This is a genomic window from Saccharospirillaceae bacterium (genome assembly GCA_022448365.1).
Lineage (GTDB): Bacteria > Pseudomonadota > Gammaproteobacteria > Pseudomonadales > Oceanobacteraceae > Bacterioplanoides.
The window spans coordinates 668,983-686,622 of record JAKVCS010000001.1 but is presented as its reverse complement, the minus strand read 5'-3'; the positions used below and the strand labels follow the sequence as shown (position 1 = coordinate 686,622).

The 17,640-nt window shown below is 49.7% G+C and carries 20 protein-coding genes; 19 read left to right on the top strand and 1 reads right to left on the bottom strand.

Annotated elements, in window-relative coordinates; genetic code table 11:
- The first annotated feature begins 224 nt into the window (after positions 1-224).
- The 8 genes from MK185_03185 to MK185_03150 all read left to right on the top strand — a co-directional run bounded on the left by MK185_03185 (position 225) and on the right by MK185_03150 (position 7,699).
- Entirely contained in the window at positions 225-1,367 is a 1,143-nt protein-coding gene (locus MK185_03185) for a hypothetical protein (protein MCH2039622.1), read from the top strand.
- Positions 1,364-2,989, top strand: a complete 1,626-nt coding sequence (locus MK185_03180) for an AMP-binding protein (protein ID MCH2039621.1) — start codon at positions 1,364-1,366, stop codon at positions 2,987-2,989. The genes MK185_03185 and MK185_03180 overlap by 4 nt, the downstream gene beginning before the upstream one ends.
- Positions 2,990-3,199: 210 nt before the next feature.
- Complete coding sequence (locus tag MK185_03175; GenBank protein ID MCH2039620.1) at positions 3,200-4,447, top strand: CDP-archaeol synthase; 1,248 nt, start codon at positions 3,200-3,202, stop codon at positions 4,445-4,447.
- 192 nt (positions 4,448-4,639) lie between these two features.
- On the top strand, positions 4,640-4,891 hold the full coding sequence (rpsP, locus tag MK185_03170) for a 30S ribosomal protein S16 (protein ID MCH2039619.1): 252 nt from the start codon (positions 4,640-4,642) through the stop codon (positions 4,889-4,891).
- 18 nt (positions 4,892-4,909) lie between these two features.
- A complete protein-coding gene (rimM, locus tag MK185_03165) occupies positions 4,910-5,461 on the top strand; it encodes a ribosome maturation factor RimM (GenBank protein MCH2039618.1) in 552 nt (183 codons plus the stop codon).
- A 21-nt stretch (positions 5,462-5,482) separates the two neighbouring features.
- A complete protein-coding gene (gene trmD, locus MK185_03160) occupies positions 5,483-6,235 on the top strand; it encodes a tRNA (guanosine(37)-N1)-methyltransferase TrmD (protein ID MCH2039617.1) in 753 nt (250 codons plus the stop codon).
- 27 nt (positions 6,236-6,262) lie between these two features.
- Positions 6,263-6,628, top strand: a complete 366-nt coding sequence (gene rplS, locus MK185_03155; protein MCH2039616.1) for a 50S ribosomal protein L19 — start codon at positions 6,263-6,265, stop codon at positions 6,626-6,628.
- 210 nt (positions 6,629-6,838) lie between these two features.
- Positions 6,839-7,699: a DsbC family protein gene (locus MK185_03150; GenBank protein MCH2039615.1), complete on the top strand. Its 861-nt coding sequence runs from the start codon at positions 6,839-6,841 to the stop codon at positions 7,697-7,699.
- Between the two features lie 77 nt (positions 7,700-7,776).
- On the opposite strand, the gene MK185_03145 is transcribed toward MK185_03150, so the two are convergent.
- Positions 7,777-8,292, bottom strand: coding sequence for a glycine cleavage system protein R (locus MK185_03145; protein MCH2039614.1), 516 nt, complete (start codon positions 8,290-8,292; stop codon positions 7,777-7,779).
- A 229-nt stretch (positions 8,293-8,521) separates the two neighbouring features.
- Between MK185_03145 and MK185_03140 the strand changes: the two genes are divergently transcribed.
- The 11 genes from MK185_03140 (at position 8,522) to ybgC (ending at position 17,634) form a co-directional block, all read left to right on the top strand.
- Entirely contained in the window at positions 8,522-9,820 is a 1,299-nt protein-coding gene (locus MK185_03140) for a homoserine dehydrogenase (GenBank protein ID MCH2039613.1), read from the top strand.
- Positions 9,821-10,129: 309 nt separating this feature from the next.
- On the top strand, positions 10,130-11,434 hold the full coding sequence (locus MK185_03135) for a DUF1329 domain-containing protein (GenBank protein ID MCH2039612.1): 1,305 nt from the start codon (positions 10,130-10,132) through the stop codon (positions 11,432-11,434).
- Between the two features lie 70 nt (positions 11,435-11,504).
- Positions 11,505-12,557 carry a murein transglycosylase domain-containing protein gene (locus MK185_03130; protein ID MCH2039611.1) on the top strand — a complete coding sequence of 351 codons (1,053 nt, stop codon included), beginning with the start codon at positions 11,505-11,507 and terminating at the stop codon, positions 12,555-12,557.
- A complete protein-coding gene (locus MK185_03125) occupies positions 12,544-13,179 on the top strand; it encodes a 50S ribosomal protein L11 methyltransferase (GenBank protein MCH2039610.1) in 636 nt (211 codons plus the stop codon). Before MK185_03130 ends, MK185_03125 begins: the two co-directional genes overlap by 14 nt.
- A gap of 52 nt (positions 13,180-13,231) precedes the next feature.
- Entirely contained in the window at positions 13,232-13,807 is a 576-nt protein-coding gene (locus MK185_03120) for a hypothetical protein (protein ID MCH2039609.1), read from the top strand.
- A 128-nt stretch (positions 13,808-13,935) separates the two neighbouring features.
- Complete coding sequence (locus tag MK185_03115) at positions 13,936-14,391, top strand: hypothetical protein (protein ID MCH2039608.1); 456 nt, start codon at positions 13,936-13,938, stop codon at positions 14,389-14,391.
- A gap of 5 nt (positions 14,392-14,396) precedes the next feature.
- A complete protein-coding gene (locus MK185_03110; GenBank protein MCH2039607.1) occupies positions 14,397-14,837 on the top strand; it encodes a protease complex subunit PrcB family protein in 441 nt (146 codons plus the stop codon).
- 76 nt (positions 14,838-14,913) lie between these two features.
- The gene (ruvC, locus tag MK185_03105; protein MCH2039606.1) at positions 14,914-15,444 is read left to right on the top strand and encodes a crossover junction endodeoxyribonuclease RuvC; all 531 of its coding nucleotides are present in this window, start codon (positions 14,914-14,916) and stop codon (positions 15,442-15,444) included.
- Between the two features lie 113 nt (positions 15,445-15,557).
- Positions 15,558-16,166, top strand: coding sequence for a Holliday junction branch migration protein RuvA (gene ruvA / locus MK185_03100; protein ID MCH2039605.1), 609 nt, complete (start codon positions 15,558-15,560; stop codon positions 16,164-16,166).
- A 14-nt stretch (positions 16,167-16,180) separates the two neighbouring features.
- Positions 16,181-17,209, top strand: coding sequence for a Holliday junction branch migration DNA helicase RuvB (gene ruvB / locus MK185_03095; GenBank protein MCH2039604.1), 1,029 nt, complete (start codon positions 16,181-16,183; stop codon positions 17,207-17,209).
- Complete coding sequence (gene ybgC, locus MK185_03090) at positions 17,209-17,634, top strand: tol-pal system-associated acyl-CoA thioesterase (GenBank protein MCH2039603.1); 426 nt, start codon at positions 17,209-17,211, stop codon at positions 17,632-17,634. Before ruvB ends, ybgC begins: the two co-directional genes overlap by 1 nt.
- The last annotated feature ends 6 nt before the right edge of the window (positions 17,635-17,640 follow it).

Here is a 17,640-nt window from a genome sequence, read left to right as displayed (position 1 = left end):
CCCTGTGCTGGCGATCTTTTCGCTACAGTTTGTGGCTGCTTTTGAAAACTGACCAATATGACTGGCTGAATTTTATTCGAAGAGGGCAGAGCCTTCAGACGGTTTTTAAAAGCAGCGCTAGCAACGCGCAAGTATCCTGACCATGGATAGTCCCGGGATGCGGTAGCTTAAAAATAATCTGAATGCACCGTCCTTTGGCCCAGCAGATTAGGGAAGGGTAGAGGATGCAACTACCAGAATCTTTTTTTCAGACAGCACAAAATATTTACCAGAACGATGCGTATTGGTTGGGTGAAAACCCGACAGCAATTACACAAGCGTTTGCAGATAACAGCGACTATCAGCAAAGTGGTGGTCAGGTTTGGGCGGACTGCATTACCCGTATTAATGAGCATGGCAACGAAGAGTGTTCACGCCTGACGGGTTTCTATGATCCGAATATGAAGATTGATGGTGAGTCCGTCGCCTATTTTGGTTTCTGGGAAACCTCAGACAATGCCGATAATAACGCACAACTGTTTCAGCGTTTCGAAAGCTGGGCTAAAGAGCAGGGCGCGCAAACGATCTATGGACCGATCAACTTTAATACCTATGGCATGAATCGTATCAGGCTCTCCGCAGAGGGTGATGATGCTGAATCCGCGCCATTTATTGGTGAACCCTATAACCCGGATTATTATGCCGGCTTATTGGATGATTTAGGCTACGATATTCGTTATCGCTACTTTACTCGTATTAATAATAATCCAGCTCAGTTGGCTCAGGCGGTCGCTCCGATGCTGGAGCAGGGTAAGCGCGCGTTAGCAGGTGAGGTTGAATTTCACCGCTTCACCGCTGATATCTGGCGTGAAAAGCTGACGGAACTGTATCCGATCACCGATAAAATGTTCCGCAATAACTTCGCATATTCTGCTATTTCTGAAACGCAGTTCAGAGCGGCCTGTGGGGAGTCATTCGCAAAAAAATTATGCCCGAACAGTTCTGTCCTTGTGACCGGGAACGACGGACAAATTGCGGGTTACTTTCTGGTATTTCCTGATTTCAGCCCATTGATTCGCCAGGGCATCACCACAGCAGAAGAAGCCAATTTTGAGCAGCACTTTGACCTGCTGCCTGAGCCGCGTATGGCACTGGCTAAAACCGGTGCAGTTCATCCGGATTACCGTAAAGCGGGTTTATTTACTTTAATGTCGATGCAGCTGACCACCTGGGGTGCTCCGTATTACCAACGTATGGCAGCGTCATTGGTGCGGGAAGATAATCCGTCACTGAAATACGCCGGTAATGGTGAGCAGGAACGGGTTTATGCGCTGTATTCGAAAAAACTGTATTCGAATGAACGAAACATGACGGGGGGAAAGGTATGACGGATAACTTTTGCCGTCACTTTCTGACTCAGGCAACAAATCATCCACAACGTCCGGCTTTGCGCATTCCACAAATGCAGGGTTTGGAATGTATCGGTGAGGATGTGATGACTTACGGCGAACTCAATCAGCTGGCCGGAGCGTTACAGCGTCATTGGCTAAAAAATGGTGCCAGTCGCGGCATGAGTCGGGGACACGGATTAACCGCCGGTGATCGAGTGGTGGTTATTGCTAAACCGTCTCCGGCATTGTACGCGGTGGTGTTGAGTTTATTAGCATCGGGCCTGGTTGCGGTATTTATCGACACGGGCATGGGTAAAACCAAGATTCGTCAGGCGTTGCAGGATGCAGATGCCAAAGCCATTGTCAGTATGAAATCACTACTGAAATTACGCTGGCTGATTCCTGAACTACGTAAAATCAGCAGCTGGTGTATCGATGGTGCTGGTTTATTCTTACGCGCTCTGCCGATGACGGTTCGTCCGGATGATAAGCTGCAACTTATGATTCCACCCGAACATGATCATGGCTTAATTTCCTTTACCTCGGGCAGTACAGGACGCCCTAAAGGTGCTGATCGAACACACAACAGTTTGGATCAGCAGCATTTTGCTATCCGGCATCATTGGCCGGACAAAGACGGTGAAGTCGATAGCCCGTGTTTTCCGGTTCTCGTGTTACACAATCTCAGCTGCGGCATGAGTACGGTGATGCCGAAAGTGGATCTTGCGGCACCCGCTCAGGTAAATGTTGAACCTTTGGTGGCGCATTGGCAGCTACATAGCGTTGAACGGATCAGCGGTGCTCCGGCGTATTTTTCCGCTGTTTGTGATTATTTAATCGGTAATGATCAGTCTTTGCCCCAAATCACCAGCCTAAGCATTGGTGGCGCACCCGTGTCTCTGGAGCTGGCAAACAAGCTGCGCGAAGTCTTTCCCAATGCCTGGGCGCGGATTGCTTATGGCTCGACTGAAGCGGAGCCGATTGCTGCATTGGAGTTGGACGATTATTTAAACTTCCCTGATCCATCCGCGGGTTTATTGGTCGGGTCGGTGGTTGATGAAGCCGAGTTGCTGATTGCCAATCTGGATTCTGATGGGCAACCGATTGCTTGTGATCAGGGAGAGGCGGGCGAGATACTGGTGGCTGGCCCGCATGTATTGCAGGGTTACTACCATAACCCTGTGGCGGATAAAGCCAATAAAATTCCCCGGCCACAGGGCGATGTTTGGCACCGCACCGGCGATGTGGGGTACTTTGATCCGGATCAACGCCTGTGGTTAACCGGCCGTTTGGTGGACGCTATTCGGTTAAAGAGCGGTTTTATGCAGCCGTTCCCACTGGAACAGCAGCTTGATCAGTTAGCGGGAATTCAGCGCAGCGCCGCTGTGCAGTGTGGCGAAAGGCTCTGTCTGTTTGTTGTCAGCGACCATGTTCTTGATGATATCGAAATTTTGATCGAAGAATTTATGCCAGCAGCATCCTGGTTATTAATCCGATTGAAAGAAATGCCGGTCGATGGTCGTCATAACAGTAAAATAGATCGACCAGGACTGCGACAACAAATAGCCGATGGCAAATTAAAAAATAAACTGGAAGAGCTGGTTTTCGAAAAAGACTAGCTTGGAAAAAGTAAGCGGATAATGTTCTGTCACGGCCACTCCAGGGGGCATTATTACTTCTTGGAGGCGCTGCTAACATGCGCACACCGCACATCCGTGTGTGTTGCCATGTTGGCTGGTCAGCGATGCAAAAGCTAACCTGTCATTTTGTGTCGCAGCGTTGAAAAACATGCCGCTCGCGTTATCTGTATTTCTTACAAGATGTGAAACATGACAAATACAAATTCACCGTGGTTAATTCGCTTAAATCGTGTCGATTGCATCACCTTATTAAGCGTCCCGCTGACGTTATTGGCGATCAGCGAAGTGTTACAACAACATATTATGTCTGCCCTTGGGCTGCTGTATTTGGCAATGACTGCAGATGCACTGGATGGCATGCTGGCCCGGCGCTGGAATTTAACCCGTAATTTTGGCCGCTATCTTGACGGCTTTATGGATGTATTGATCTACCTGTTGGCTCCGGCACTGATTTTGATGCAATGGGGCTTTAATGGTTGGTGGATGATTCCGCTGCTGCTTATGGTTGGCTGTGGTTGTATTCGGTTGTCGGTATTTAATGAGACCGGCAATCTGGGAGAAGACCAACAAGAAGAGGCTGCGAAGCCAGGTGACAATGCAGCAGAGCATGGCAATGAGCAGAAAGAACCGGTGAGCGAAACTTCTGCTGATGGTCTGGCCTACCAGGGTATGCCAGTATTCTGGAGTCTGTTTATTATTGCCCCATTATTGTGGCTGAACACACTGGGATTCGTGTCAATGCCGGTAACCAAGGTATTACTGGCTGTTGCTCTGACGGTATTCAGTTACTTGATGGTTCGTAAAGCACGTTTCTTTAAGTTCAGCTCGCTGCAACAAATTCTGACATTGACTCTGGGTGGCTTCCTCTTATGGACGTTGGTCAGCGATAGTGATGGCCTGGCAAAAGCGTTATTAACAGCCTTTTACCTTCAGATTCCGGTTGTAATTGGCGGCGTGCTGCATATGGTTGTCGTGAGTCGCAACTATTTTCCGCTGCTGGCTAAGCCGATCTGGAAAACAGCGTTTGGTGCCAATAAAACCTGGCGTGGCTTTCTGGTCGTGCCGGTTTTGACGGCCGCGGGGGCGCTCGTCTTACTGCCATTGGAATGGTTGTTAGGCGACCATTCACCCTTTGCCGGACATTCTTTGCTGATTGCTGGTGCCATCGCTGGTCTGGGTTATATGTTCGGTGAATTACCGAACTCGCTGATTAAACGCCGTTTGGGCATTGGTGCTGGCGAACTGCCGGAGCAGGGAAAGGTGATTACAATTGCGGTGGATCAGCTGGACTCTGCCATTGGTGTCGCCATCGCTTACTCCCTGTGGTTGGGTATCAGTACCGAGGTGGTGGGCTGGTATATTGTCAGTTTTCCGCTGACCGCCTTGATTGTGAAAGATTGGCTGCATAAAAACGCGCTCAAACAAAGCGCAGTCTGAGCTGGACAGCTGCCTCGCTGCTCCTGTAAACTACGCGCCCTTTTACTGGGGTCTGTGTGTCTTCTGCGAAGGCAGACAGCTCCCAAACTCTTGTTGGATTTCTGGCCGTTATGCTGGATTGATAACAAGGTATGTTAAACGGCAGGCGATATTAAAACCTGTCATTGATAAACGATCGGAGTGATCAATTTTATGGTAGTTATCCGTTTAGCCCGTGGCGGCTCTAAAAAACGCCCTTTCTATAGCATTAACGTAGCTGACGTTCGCATGCCTCGCGACGGTCGCTTTATCGAGCGTGTTGGGTTCTTCAACCCTGTTGCTCGTGGCCAGGAAGAGCGTCTGCGTGTTGATCTTGAACGCGTAGAGTACTGGATCGGTAAAGGCGCTCAGCCAACTGATCGTGTAGCTAAGTTACTGAAAGACGTTAAGAAAGCAGAAGCTTAATTGACGCACGGGGAAGTCATGGCAGGTCAAAGCGTTGCTGGTAACGTAACTCATCGGGATATCACAGTCCTGGGAAAAGTTACTACTGCGTTTGGCATTAAAGGTTGGGTTAAGGTGTACTCGTATACCGATCCCATGACGAACATTCTGCAGTATCCGGTTTGGTTGTTAAACGTAAATGGCCACTGGAAAGAATACAAACTGCGTGACAGTCGTCCCCAAGGCAAAGGGTTAGCGGCAGCTCTGGAAGGAATTAACGATCGTGATCAGGCTCTGGCTTTATCGCAGCTTGAAATCGGTATTCCAACCAATGAGTTACCTGAACTCGAAGAAGACGAACATTATTGGTTCCAGCTTGTCGGCCTGAAGGTCGTGAATACTGAAGGGCAGTTGCTGGGCCAGGTAAAGGAACTATTTGACTCCGGTGGTGGCAATCAGGTGGTGGTTATCAAGGGTTGCGAAGGCAGCATTGATAAACAACAGCGACTGATTCCATTCGTGGATGCAATTGTTCTTGAGGTCGATCTGGAAGGCGGTGAAATCCAGGTGGACTGGGAAGCGGATTTTTAATCCGGTACTGAACAGGCTGGTATGAGATTCGATATCGTTACACTGTTTCCTGATATGTTTCAGGCGTTGATTGACCATGGTGTTACTGGTCGGTCAGTAAAGCAGCAGAAGGTATCAATCCAGTGTTGGAATCCAAGGGATTTCACTCACGACAACTATCAGACTGTGGATGATCGACCGTACGGTGGTGGTCCTGGCATGCTGATGAAAATTCAGCCTTTAAAGGACGCTATCAAGGCTGCAAAAGCAGCTGCCGGTGGTGATGCTAAGGTGATTTATATGTCTCCTCAGGGTCGCAGGCTGGATCAGCGCGGAGTCGAAGAGTTGGCTCAGCAACAAAATCTGATTCTGGTTGCCGGACGGTATGAGGGCATCGATGAGCGTCTGATCGAAACTGAGATCGACGAAGAATGGTCGCTGGGAGATTTTGTTCTCAGTGGTGGCGAAATGGCTGCGATGACCATGATGGATGCTGTTATCCGATTAGTTCCTGGTGTTTTAGGCCATGAACTTTCGGCGCAGCAGGACTCATTTTCCGATGGCTTGCTGGATTGTCCACATTACACGCGCCCTGAGCTGTTTGAGGGGCAGGTGGTTCCGGAAGTGTTGCTGAGTGGCAACCATGAAAAAATTCGTCAATGGCGACTAAAGCAGTCGTTAGGTCGTACCTGGCAGCGCAGACCCGATTTATTGGAAGCGCTGGAACTGACAAACGAGCAACAAAGGTTATTGACAGAATATCTGGCTGAGCTTGATGAACAGAAGTTCGAATAAAGCCCCCAGACTGTTGAGGAGAAAACAATGAGCAACAAAAACTTAATCATTCAGCAGATTGAAAACGCACAGCTGAAAACTGACTTACCAGAATTCGGCCCAGGTGACACTGTCGTCGTACAGGTTAAAGTAAAAGAAGGTAACCGTGAGCGTCTGCAGGCGTTCGAAGGTGTGGTAATCGGTAAGCGTAACCGTGGCCTGAACTCTGCTTTCACCGTACGTAAGATTTCTCACGGTGTTGGCGTTGAACGTACTTTCCAGACTCACAGCCCACTGGTTGACAGCGTAGCAGTTAAGCGTCGTGGTGACGTTCGTCAGGCGAAACTGTACTACCTGCGTGAGCGTAGCGGTAAGTCTGCACGTATTAAAGAGAAGCTGGCTAAGCAAAGCTAATCGCTTTGGCTTGACCAAGCTTTACCAAAAAAGGGCGTAAACTCCGGTTTACGCCCTTTTTTTGTTGTGTGTATAAATGTAGCTGCCATCAAATTGCGGTATGCTTCATCCCCGGTATTGACATGGTCGGGAATAAAACTCTTTAAACAGGGAACTTTTTCCGGGCAGTATCCATCGAATTGTCAGTAATCTAACTACAAGGTTTACCCAATGAAAAAGACCCTGTTGGCCATCATGTGTGGTTTTGCGATGGTCAGTCCGTTGCAGGCAGAAAATACCCCGGTCAAAGATTTAACAGTGCAGGTTGAGAGCAAGCTGGTCTCTGCGTTCGGACCACGATTGAAGGTTCGTGACGTTAACCTGGTCGCCAACGGTCAAATGCTGGAGGTGGTACTGATCGACGGCACTGTTATGCACATGACACCGGACACCAACAACTTTATCTATCGCGATGAGTTGTATGCGTTGGGTGCGAACGGCCCTGTGAATATGACTCAGGCTCGCATGAATCCCAAGCGTGCAGACAAACTTGCGGCGGTTGCCGACAAAGAGACCGTATTTTTCCCTGCCAAGGGTGAGCAAAAAGCGCTGGTTAATGTCTTCACCGATATTGATTGTGGTTACTGCCAGAAGCTACACCGGGAAATTCCTCGCCTGAATGAATTGGGCATTGCAGTCCGTTATCTCGCCTATCCACGTGCTGGCATCAAAAACCCTCAGACGGGTCAGCTGACCGGTTCGTATCAGAAAATTAATTACGTCTGGTGCGAAGAAGATCGTAAAGAGGCGATGACGACCATGAAGGCCAGTCAGCGCGAGTTAAGTGTATTGGGTCAGCGTTTGCGCCAGAGCCCGAATGCCGATACTGAAAAACAGTTCCGCGCAATTCAGACTCAAATGTCAGCCATGATGAATAAGTCGAAAGACTGCGGGGCACCAATTGCAGCTCAATACAGCCTGGGTGGGGAATTGGGTGTAACCGGTACGCCGGCGATTATTACCCAGGATGGTCAGCTGTTCCCTGGGTATTTGCCAGCCGATGAGCTTGCGACCCGTTTAGGTATTAATTAACACTGTTGCACTAGCCCAACAAAAAAAGCCCGCGCTATCGAAAGATAATGCGGGCTTTTTTGTCGCACGGTAAGCAACTAATCGAGGTTAATTTCCACCATTAAATCGTTAGAAATAGCTTCCAGTGCATCCGTCAGTTCGTCGGCTTCGAAATCTTCAGGGACACGCAAATGAGCAACGGTCCGGAACAGAGCCACAGCCGACATTTCAGCACTTTCGCAGTTGGTGGTTAACTCCAGCACGTTCACCCCCAGTTTCGCCAATGTTTGAGAAACTTCACGCACAATACCCGGACGATCATTACCCACCAGATTCAGGGTCAGATCTTTACTGGAGACAACTTCGCCCGCATCTTTACTGTGCTCAGCATTTATAACGATGCCGCTAGAGCTGAGTGATGTCAGCGCACTGACCAGGCTGTTGCTTTTGCTTTCATCAATGCTGACCCGCAGGATACCGGCAAATTTGCCAGCCATATGGGACATACGGCTTTCCAACCAGTTACCACCTTGTTCTGCAATAACAGCAGACAGTTGCTCTACGATGCCGGGTTTGTCATCGGCGATGACGGTTAATACCAGGAAGGTCGACATAGAATGTCCTTAACTATTGTTTCTTTTCATTGTAACTCAGACCTTAGCATAGCCCTTTGGGGTAAGTAAGGCAGACGAGAATTTATCTGCCAAACTGTTACCTCATAAGCAGTTCAGACCCGCAAGCCTTTGTGGTACATTGCTGCACTTTCATGAACGGGGGAATCTCAATTTAATAACCCCCGGCATATAACGACTTGATAGAGAAAATTCTCGAGAGGAGATGACCTTGAAACCGGTTAAAGTGGGTATCTGTGGTTTAGGTACAGTTGGCGGCGGCACGTTTAATGTTCTCACCAGCAATGCGCAGGAAATTGCGCGCCGGGCAGGTCGTGAAATTATTGTCGAGCAGATTGGCACTCGGCGCGATAATCCAGATTGTGACACCAGCAGCACAGCCGTTAGTCGTGACATTTTTGATGTGGCAAGAAACCCGGAGATCGACGTTATTGTTGAACTGATTGGTGGCTACGACGTTGCTCGCGAGTTGGTGTTAACTGCGATTGAAAACGGTAAGCACGTGGTTACTGCGAACAAGGCACTGATTGCAGTACACGGTGACGAAATTTTTGCGGCAGCAGAAGCCCAAGGCGTTTCTGTTATGTACGAAGCCGGTGTTGCTGGTGGCATCCCAATCATCAAGGCGGTGAGGGAGGGCTTAGCTGCCAATAGTATTAACTGGCTCGCTGGCATTATTAACGGCACCGGTAACTTCATTCTGACTGAAATGCGTGACAAAGGACGTGACTTTGCTGACGTATTAAAAGAAGCTCAGGAGCTGGGATACGCAGAGGCCGATCCAACATTCGACGTTGAAGGCATCGATGCTGCGCATAAGTTGACCATATTGTCTTCCATTGCTTATGGCATTCCATTGCAATTTGACCGCTGCTATACCGAAGGTATCGGCAACATCACGCCGGATGATGTTGAGTACGCGGAAGAGCTGGGCTATCGCATCAAACATCTGGGTGTCAGCCGTCGTGCTGACAACGGTATTGATCTGCGTGTTCATCCAACCATGATCCCGGTTGGCCGTCCGATTGCGACCGTTGATGGCGTATTAAACGCGGTTATGGTTAACGGCGATGCGGTTGGTGATACTTTGTATGTTGGTGCTGGTGCTGGTGCTGGGCCAACGGCTTCTGCCGTCGTCGCAGACATCGTCGATCTGGCACGCGCAATTGATGCACCGGCCTCGGCCCGGGTGAATCATCTGGCGTTCACCAGTATTGATAATGTGGCTGTGCTGCCGATGGATGAGGTTGAAACAGCATATTACCTGCGTATTGAAGCGCAGGACAAAGCCGGTGTGCTGGCCAATGTCGCATCGATTCTGAGTGAACGTGGTATCAATATTGAGGCCATCATTCAGAAGGAACCAAAAGAAGGTGAAGATCTGGCGCAAATCATTTTGCTGACCCACCGTATTGTGGAAAAAACCATGAACAATGCGATCAGCGCGATTGAAGGTTTGGAAAGCACTGTCGGCGCAGTTACCCGTATTCGCGTTGAACATCTGAGCTGATTACCGGCTGACTCTGCTGTCAGTCTGTACCGCCATAAAAAGGAACCGCTACTCTATGGAGTGGCGGTTTTTTTGTGGCGACGGCAAAGTGATCAACTCACTCAAACGTCCGGCCTTTGTCAGATTCTTGTTAAGATTGATTAAATACCAAGCAAACGCTTGTTAAAATTGTAGCAATTTGTAACCCTCTATTGATCAAAAAATCACCGCCCGATAGCCTGCGCGCCGCTTTAACGTCGATTACCGAGGTATGTTTTAATGCGAGTTGTTGGATCAGCAATATGCTTAGCCAGTCTGATAATGGGACTAATGAATCAGACTTATGCCGCCGTATCGGAGCAGGATGCACAACGATTGGGAAAAGATCTGACGCCGGTCGGTGCTGATAAGCTGGGAAATGGCTCAGATATCCCGGCCTGGCGTGGCGGTCTGGACAGAAAAGACGGAATGGTTCCCGGACAGTTTCATGCTGATCCGTTTGCCAATGATCAACCTCTGTATCGTATTACTGCACAAAATATCGACCAACATGAAAAGCGTCTGACCAAGGGGCAAAAAGCGCTGTTGCGTGCCTTCCCGGATATGTTTTTTGAAGTGTATCCGAGCCGCCGCTCTGCTTCATATCCGCAGTACGTATACGACGCAATCAAGGCCAATGCCACATCGGCGGAACTGATGAAGTATGGCTCTGGTGTAACCGGTGCCATGATGTCATCACCTTTCCCAATACCGAAAAGCGGTTTGGAAGTGCTGTGGAATCACACTTTGCGGTTTCGTGGACACTCATTTTCTTTCTCGGCTTACACGGCCTCTGTGACTGCAGGCGGTAGCCGCTCTGAAACGTTAAGAGATTATCAGTACTTTTTTGCTTACAGCGTGCCGGGTATTGATGCAAAAGAACTCGATAATAAAATCTTCTTTCTAAAGCGTAAAACCCTGGCTCCGGCTAAATTGGCCGGGCGCATCACGCTGGTGCATGAGACACTCGATCAGGTTCGCTCACCGCGTAAATCCTGGGTATATGTGCCGGGACAACGGAGGCTGCGTCGTACACCGGATTTGTCGTATGACACTGCAGACGTAAACACTAACTCAATCCGGACCATCGACCAGGTTGATATGTTTAATGGCGCTCCCGATTACTATCAATGGGAGTTGATTGGTAAGCAGGAGTTATTCATTCCGTATAATGCTTACAAAGTGCATCAAGGCGATCTGACAAACAACGACATTCTGTTGGACAATCACCTGAATTCGTCATTGTTGCGTTACGAGCCACATCGTGTCTGGGTCGTTGAAGCAACATTGCGTGTTGGCTTTGACCACAAGTACGCCAAGCGTCGTTACTATGTCGATGAAGATTCCTGGTCGATTATTTACGCCGAAGAATATTCGAAAGAGGGGGAGCTTTTGCAAGTGACGGAAGCGCATCCGATCAATTTCTATGACATGCAGTTAGTGTATCCGACGCTGGAGGTGACTTACGATATAAAAAGGAACCTTTATTACGCAGAAGGTCTCGATAATGAGCGCGGTTCAACGCTGAACGCATTTGAAGATTTTAATAAACGTCAGTTCTCCACCAGCGCTGTTCGTCGTGAGGCAAAACGTTAACCGATCCTAAGCGGCCTGACATTGTCTGCTTTCCACATTACACTGGCGTTTTTGATTAACTGAAACGCCAGTGCCCTTACTTTTTCTGCTGTTTTTATTTTGTGGTTCTTTGAGTGCCACAGAACTCCCCGAAAATTTTGCTGAGCTGCCTGACGATGTTCAGGCGGTGATTCTGGAATATGCATTTTTTGCCGAGCAGGCCGACCAGGTCTGGGGTGAGGCGTTTGAAGAAAGCTCAATTCACTCAATGGTGAAATACCTCGATAACTATCACACGCGTGTACGAATCGACTTTGCCAGGGGGCGAATCCGGGTAGAAAGTCAGGGTTCAAAAACGCCGCTTAAATCGTTACAAAAAGCCATCAGCGCAACGCTCTTAACGCCAGCCAACCCTAATGCCATCGATTTATACACAGCGTCTGATTTCGGTTTGACCGGCAAACCGTTTCTGGCTGGTCAGGTGGTCGACCATCAGGGGAAAAGTGTGCTGTACCCATGGCGAGCCGAGCAATACGCGAAGTACCTGACATCGAAAAAACTCCAAAAACGCGGTTCTCGATACTGGATCGATATTCCGATGGTGGGTAACTATCGTAAGGTAGGCGCGAATCGTTATCGCCTTCCGGTCGTTGCTGCCGCCGAAAAATACCGGGTATCTGAAGCATTGATTTTCGCCATTATGGAAACTGAAAGCAGCTTTAACCCAATGGCGGTTTCCCATGCCAAGGCTTACGGTCTGATGCAAGTGATGCGTAACACCGCAGGTAAGGATGTTTTTCAGCGCATTTACAAGCGCCGTGATAAACCCAGCCGCAATTATTTATTGGACCCGGAGAAGAATATCGACGCTGGTTCCGCATACCTGTCTATTCTGCGCGATGTGTACCTCAAGGGTGTACAGGGATGGCTGAAAAAAGAATATTGCGTGATAGCGGCATACAACGGCGGGGCTGGTAATTTGTTTAAGGCGTTTCATTCCAACCGCAGGAAAGCGCTGGCGCGCATTAATGCGATGAGCACTCAGCAAGTGTATAACACCATCGTTAATGACCATCCTAAATTAGAGTCTCGCCGTTATCTGCAGAAAGTGATCAAATTTAAGAAGAAATATGTCAATTGGTGAATTATCCAGAGCCTTGCTTTTGCCGGGCGCTCAGCTCAAACAAACCGTCACCCAGCAACTGAAACTTTGGTTGTTGGATCTGGACGTCGAGTCCGTGCACATGGATGCGAAGCAGATAGGACAGTTCTGGCAAAATTTGCCGTATTGGGCGTTTGCCTGGGCTGGTGGCCGGGTTTTGGCGCAATATATTGTTGATCATCCGCAGGCGGTTGCGGGTAAACGGGTACTGGATTTTGGTTGTGGCTCTGGTTTAGTGGGTATCGCAGCAGCCAAAGCCGGCGCGTCTGAGGTATGGGTCGCAGACCTGGACTCTCATGCGTTATTGGCAGCAAAGGCCAATGCCGAATTGAATGATGTGACTGTTCAGCTGGTGGATTCGGATGTAGGTTGGCCGGATGTTGACCTCCTGTTGGCCAGTGATGTGTTGTACGACATCAGCTCCAGTCACGATCTGCGCAACTTGATGTTGCAAATACCCGATTGGTTACTGGCCGAAAATGAGCAGGTAGCGCCAGATTGGGTTCAGTTACAGCCGCTTTGGCATTGCAATACGTCAACATTACCGGCGATTGGAGATTTTGATGAGAGTGTGTCACTGCAGGTCTATGGTCGCTGTGAGTGAGCTGTGATAGCGTAATCGCCAGTCTATAAAAAGAATGAATCAAGGAATTCAGATGAAAACATTGAAACTGATGTTGCTGACCGTTATCGCCATGGCAATGGTGCCAATGGCAATGGCACAAGACCTGACTGCTAAGCAACTCGAGCAATGGCTGGTGGCGATGCCGGTGTTAACCCAGTGGCTCAGTCAACATGAAGAGAAGCTGGCAGCAGATGACGTGATGAAAGAAAGCGCCAGCATGGACCAGGTATTTGCAAAAGGTGTCGAGCAGCTGCGCGAAAAAGGTCTCTACAATGATTTTAATAAACAAGTGACTGACGCTGGTTTCCAAAATGTTGAACAGTGGGCCGGTTTATCCCGTGATATCACCATGGCATATATGGCGATCGAGATGGAGAACGAAATGGTCAGTGCTTCGCAAATGGAAGCTCAACTCAGGCAGTTGCAGTCTGCTGAGGGTCTTTCACCCAGCGAAAAGGCCATGATGGAACAAATGATGAAGGCATCCTTGATGATGGTACAGGCGGCCAATAAGGTGCCTGCGAAGAACAAGGCCACCGTTCGCCCCTACGTTGAGCGTATCGCTCAGCAATTTGATGAACAGCGCCCAGATTCTCACCAGCACTGATTGGGTGGGAGTTCACTGTCATACGATAGGATGTCCTGAGGTAAGGAGGGCTAAGCCGCAAAAGCTAAGCTAAGCTCAATAGGAAGGGTGGTCGTGTGCCGCCCAGCGAGCAGACATGGAGACACCGTATGAGTTATTCCACGGTTAAAGACGTTATTGATTACAGCCAAACGCTGCACGAGCATGCGCGCAATCTGTACCAGCAATTGCGTGACCAGACCCAGCGAGATCGGGTGGATATGATGTTGCAGCTGTTGGCTGAGCATGAAAATACCCTGGCGCAGTCGATGGAAAATCTGAAAGGTCGCGCCAGTGCAAAGGTGCTCAGTGAATGGCATCAGTTTGAACCCGGCTCAATTTCTGAAGCTCTGGATGGGTGTAAAGACTGCCATCCCGATATGTCCGTCGATGAGCTGACTCATATTGCGCTGAGAATTGACGACTACCTGATATCCCTCTATCGCCAGATGGCCAGTGAATCGACCAACAGCGACTCTCGACAGCTGTTTGAAAACCTGGTGCAGCTGGAAGAAACCGAAAAAGTCCGCACGGTTCGTGCTGCACTGTCCGCCAATGATTGGTAAGCCCGGTGGCTGAGTCACCGTCCCTGAGTTACTCAAGATTCGGTTTTGCCGGGCGTTTGTCTGGCATCGCCGCTTTGTTTATGTGCGGCTGCATCGCCAGTTGTGCTTCCACCCCGCCTGGCCAAATGCCAGTCAGGCACGAACAACACTGCGACATTGGTGAAGGTGTGTCGCTGTTGAGTAATGCTGAATTACGCATCGGCCTTGGGCAGCGACCATCGGCTGGCTATACCATTGATCTGACGCAGCATTGGAATGGTGCTGATGTAAGTGTTCACTATCGCGAGATTCGCCCGGACGCCGATGCGCTGGTGGCTGCGGTTATAACCAGCCCATGTGTTACTTTATCCCTGCCGGATGGCTGGCAAGAGGTGGAAGTGTATCACTCTGACAACGGCCAACATCGGCACTTCCGCTCTGAGCCCGTCTCAGAGAAAAGATATTAAGCGGCCGCTTCCCGTCTTTCCCTGCCGTCTTTCTGTCAGTACCATGACAGCCTTATTTTGTGGAGTAGACTCGCCAATGGCCATCATTCTTGGCATTGATCCTGGCTCACGTATTACCGGCTTTGGAGTGATTAACTCGGTTGGCCAGAAGAACGAATACATCACCAGTGGTTGCATTCGGGTCGGTGATGGCGAGTTGCCTGATCGTCTGAAAAAAATCTTTGATTGTGTCACTGAACTGATCGAAACCCATTCGCCTCAGGAATTTGCCATTGAACAGGTGTTTATGGGAAAGAATGCCGATTCTGCCTTAAAGCTTGGCCAGGCCCGTGGCGTCGCCATTGTAGCGGCATCTCTGCAAGGACTGCCGGTTGGTGAATACGCTCCCCGCAGTATTAAACAGGCGGTGGTGGGCAAAGGCTCGGCCACCAAAGAGCAGGTGCAGCATATGGTGCAGCATCTGTTGAAGTTGCCCGGTAAACCTCAGGCTGATGCTGCCGATGCTCTGGCGATTGCTATTACCCACGCCAATACCCGCGCCAGTCTCGTCACCCAGGCGGGTATTAACAGTTATGCCCGCGGGCGGCTTAAAAACAATCACGGCTGAGAACGGCGTCTCCAGAGACTCCGTAACGTTTGTTGTCTGCCTGGGTCGATTGAGCCAAACACCCGTTTACTGATAGGCTAGCCGCTTTCCAATAAGCAAGTATCTGTATTCCCATGATTGGTCGTCTGCAAGGCATCATCCTCGAAAAACAAGCGCCGGATTTATTAATTGACGTCAACGGTGTGGGCTATGAAGTCCAGGCGCCACTGTCGACCTTCGTCAGTCTGGGCAAGCCCGGCGATGTTGCCGTGATTTATACCCATCTGGCGATCCGTGAAGATGCTCATCAGTTGTACGGCTTCAGCGATAAAGGTCAGCGTACGCTGTTTCGTACTCTGGTTAAGGTGAGTGGTGTTGGCCCTAAACTGGCGCTGGCGATCTTATCCGGTATGGATGTCAATTCTTTTGCCAGCTGTGTTCATGCTGAAGATGTGACGGCTTTAACTAAATTGCCTGGAGTTGGTAAAAAAACCGCCGAGCGTTTAATTGTCGAAATGCGTGATCGCCTTAAGGAATGGCAATCGCCGGCACCGCTATGGGCTGCCGTTGACGCAAAAGAGCAGTCCTCCCGTGATCAGGTCCTGGCAGAGGCCGAAAGTGCGCTGGTGGCTCTCGGTTATAAGCCGACTGATGCCGCAAAGATGCTGAATAAGGTCGATGGTGATGACCTGTCGGCAGAAGAACTGATCCGTATGGCGCTGAAAAGCACACTGGGCCGATAGTGGAGTAACCAATTGTGATTGAGGAAGATCGTTTTATCAGCCCTCAGCCCTCTACGGGGGAAGAGCGTCAGGACCGGGCCATTCGACCGAAAAGCCTGGACGATTATATTGGCCAGCCCCACGTTCGTGAGCAAATGGAGATTTTTATTGGTGCTGCGCGTGCGCGTAATGAGGCACTGGACCATACCCTGGTGTTTGGACCGCCAGGGTTAGGTAAAACCACATTGGCGAATATTATTGCCGAAGAAATGGGATCGCAGATCAAGTCAACCTCCGGACCGGTGTTGGAAAAAGCCGGCGATCTTGCCGCCATGCTGACTAACCTTGAAGATGGCGATGTGCTTTTTATCGACGAAATTCATCGTCTTAACCCGGCTGTGGAAGAAGTCTTGTATCCGGCCATGGAAGATTATCAACTGGATATCATGGTTGGCGAAGGACCGGCAGCACGCTCGATCAAAATTGATTTACCACCTTTTACATTGGTTGGCGCGACTACCCGCGCGGGTTTGTTAACATCGCCACTGCGTGATCGTTTCGGCATTGTACAGCGTCTTGAGTTCTACAATATTGATGACCTCACGGGCATTGTTTCCCGTTCCGGGAGGTTAATGGAACTTGACGTTGATGATGACGGTGCGCGAGAGGTTGCTCGTCGTGCGCGCGGTACACCGCGGATTGCTAATCGCTTGTTACGTCGAGTGCGGGATTATGCCCAGGTAAAATCCGATGGCATGGTGAGCAAGAGTGTGGCTGATGCTGCGTTGAATATGCTGAATGTCGATGCGCAGGGCTTTGATCACATGGACCGCAAATTATTGCTGACATTGTTAGAAAAATACGACGGTGGTCCGGCGGGCGTGGAAAGTCTGGCTGCCTCCATTGGTGAAGAACGCGATACCATTGAGGACGTGCTTGAGCCTTACCTGATGCAACAGGGCTATATTACCCGCACTCCAAGAGGGCGTATGGCAACTCGACAGTCTTATCAGCACTTTGGTCTGGAGTTACCGAAACGCTTCCTCGCGGATGAGGGAGACTGATGGCATTTCGCTGGCCTGTCAGAGTGTATTACGAAGATACGGATGCTGGTGGCATTGTGTATCACGCTAATTATTTCAGGTTTCTTGAGCGTGCCCGCACCGAATGGCTGCGTCAGCTTGGTGGCGGGCAAATGCACTCAGAATTCAGTCAGGAGCATCTCAGAGAGCAGGGCATTCTATTTGTCGTGCGCGAGATCAACGCCAAATATCTAAAACCGGCGCGTCTTGATGACGAATTGGAAGTCACTGTTGTCGTCGAAAAGATGGGTAAAGCCAGTTTTAACCTGTCGCAGAGTGTTTATCGTATTTCTGCGGATGGTGAGCAACTTCTGATAACTGGCAGTGTGTCGATTGCCTGCATTGGTGATGACGGAAAACCCCGGTTAATTCCACCAGAAATTATTGCTGCGGCAAAACTGCCTTAGCTTTTG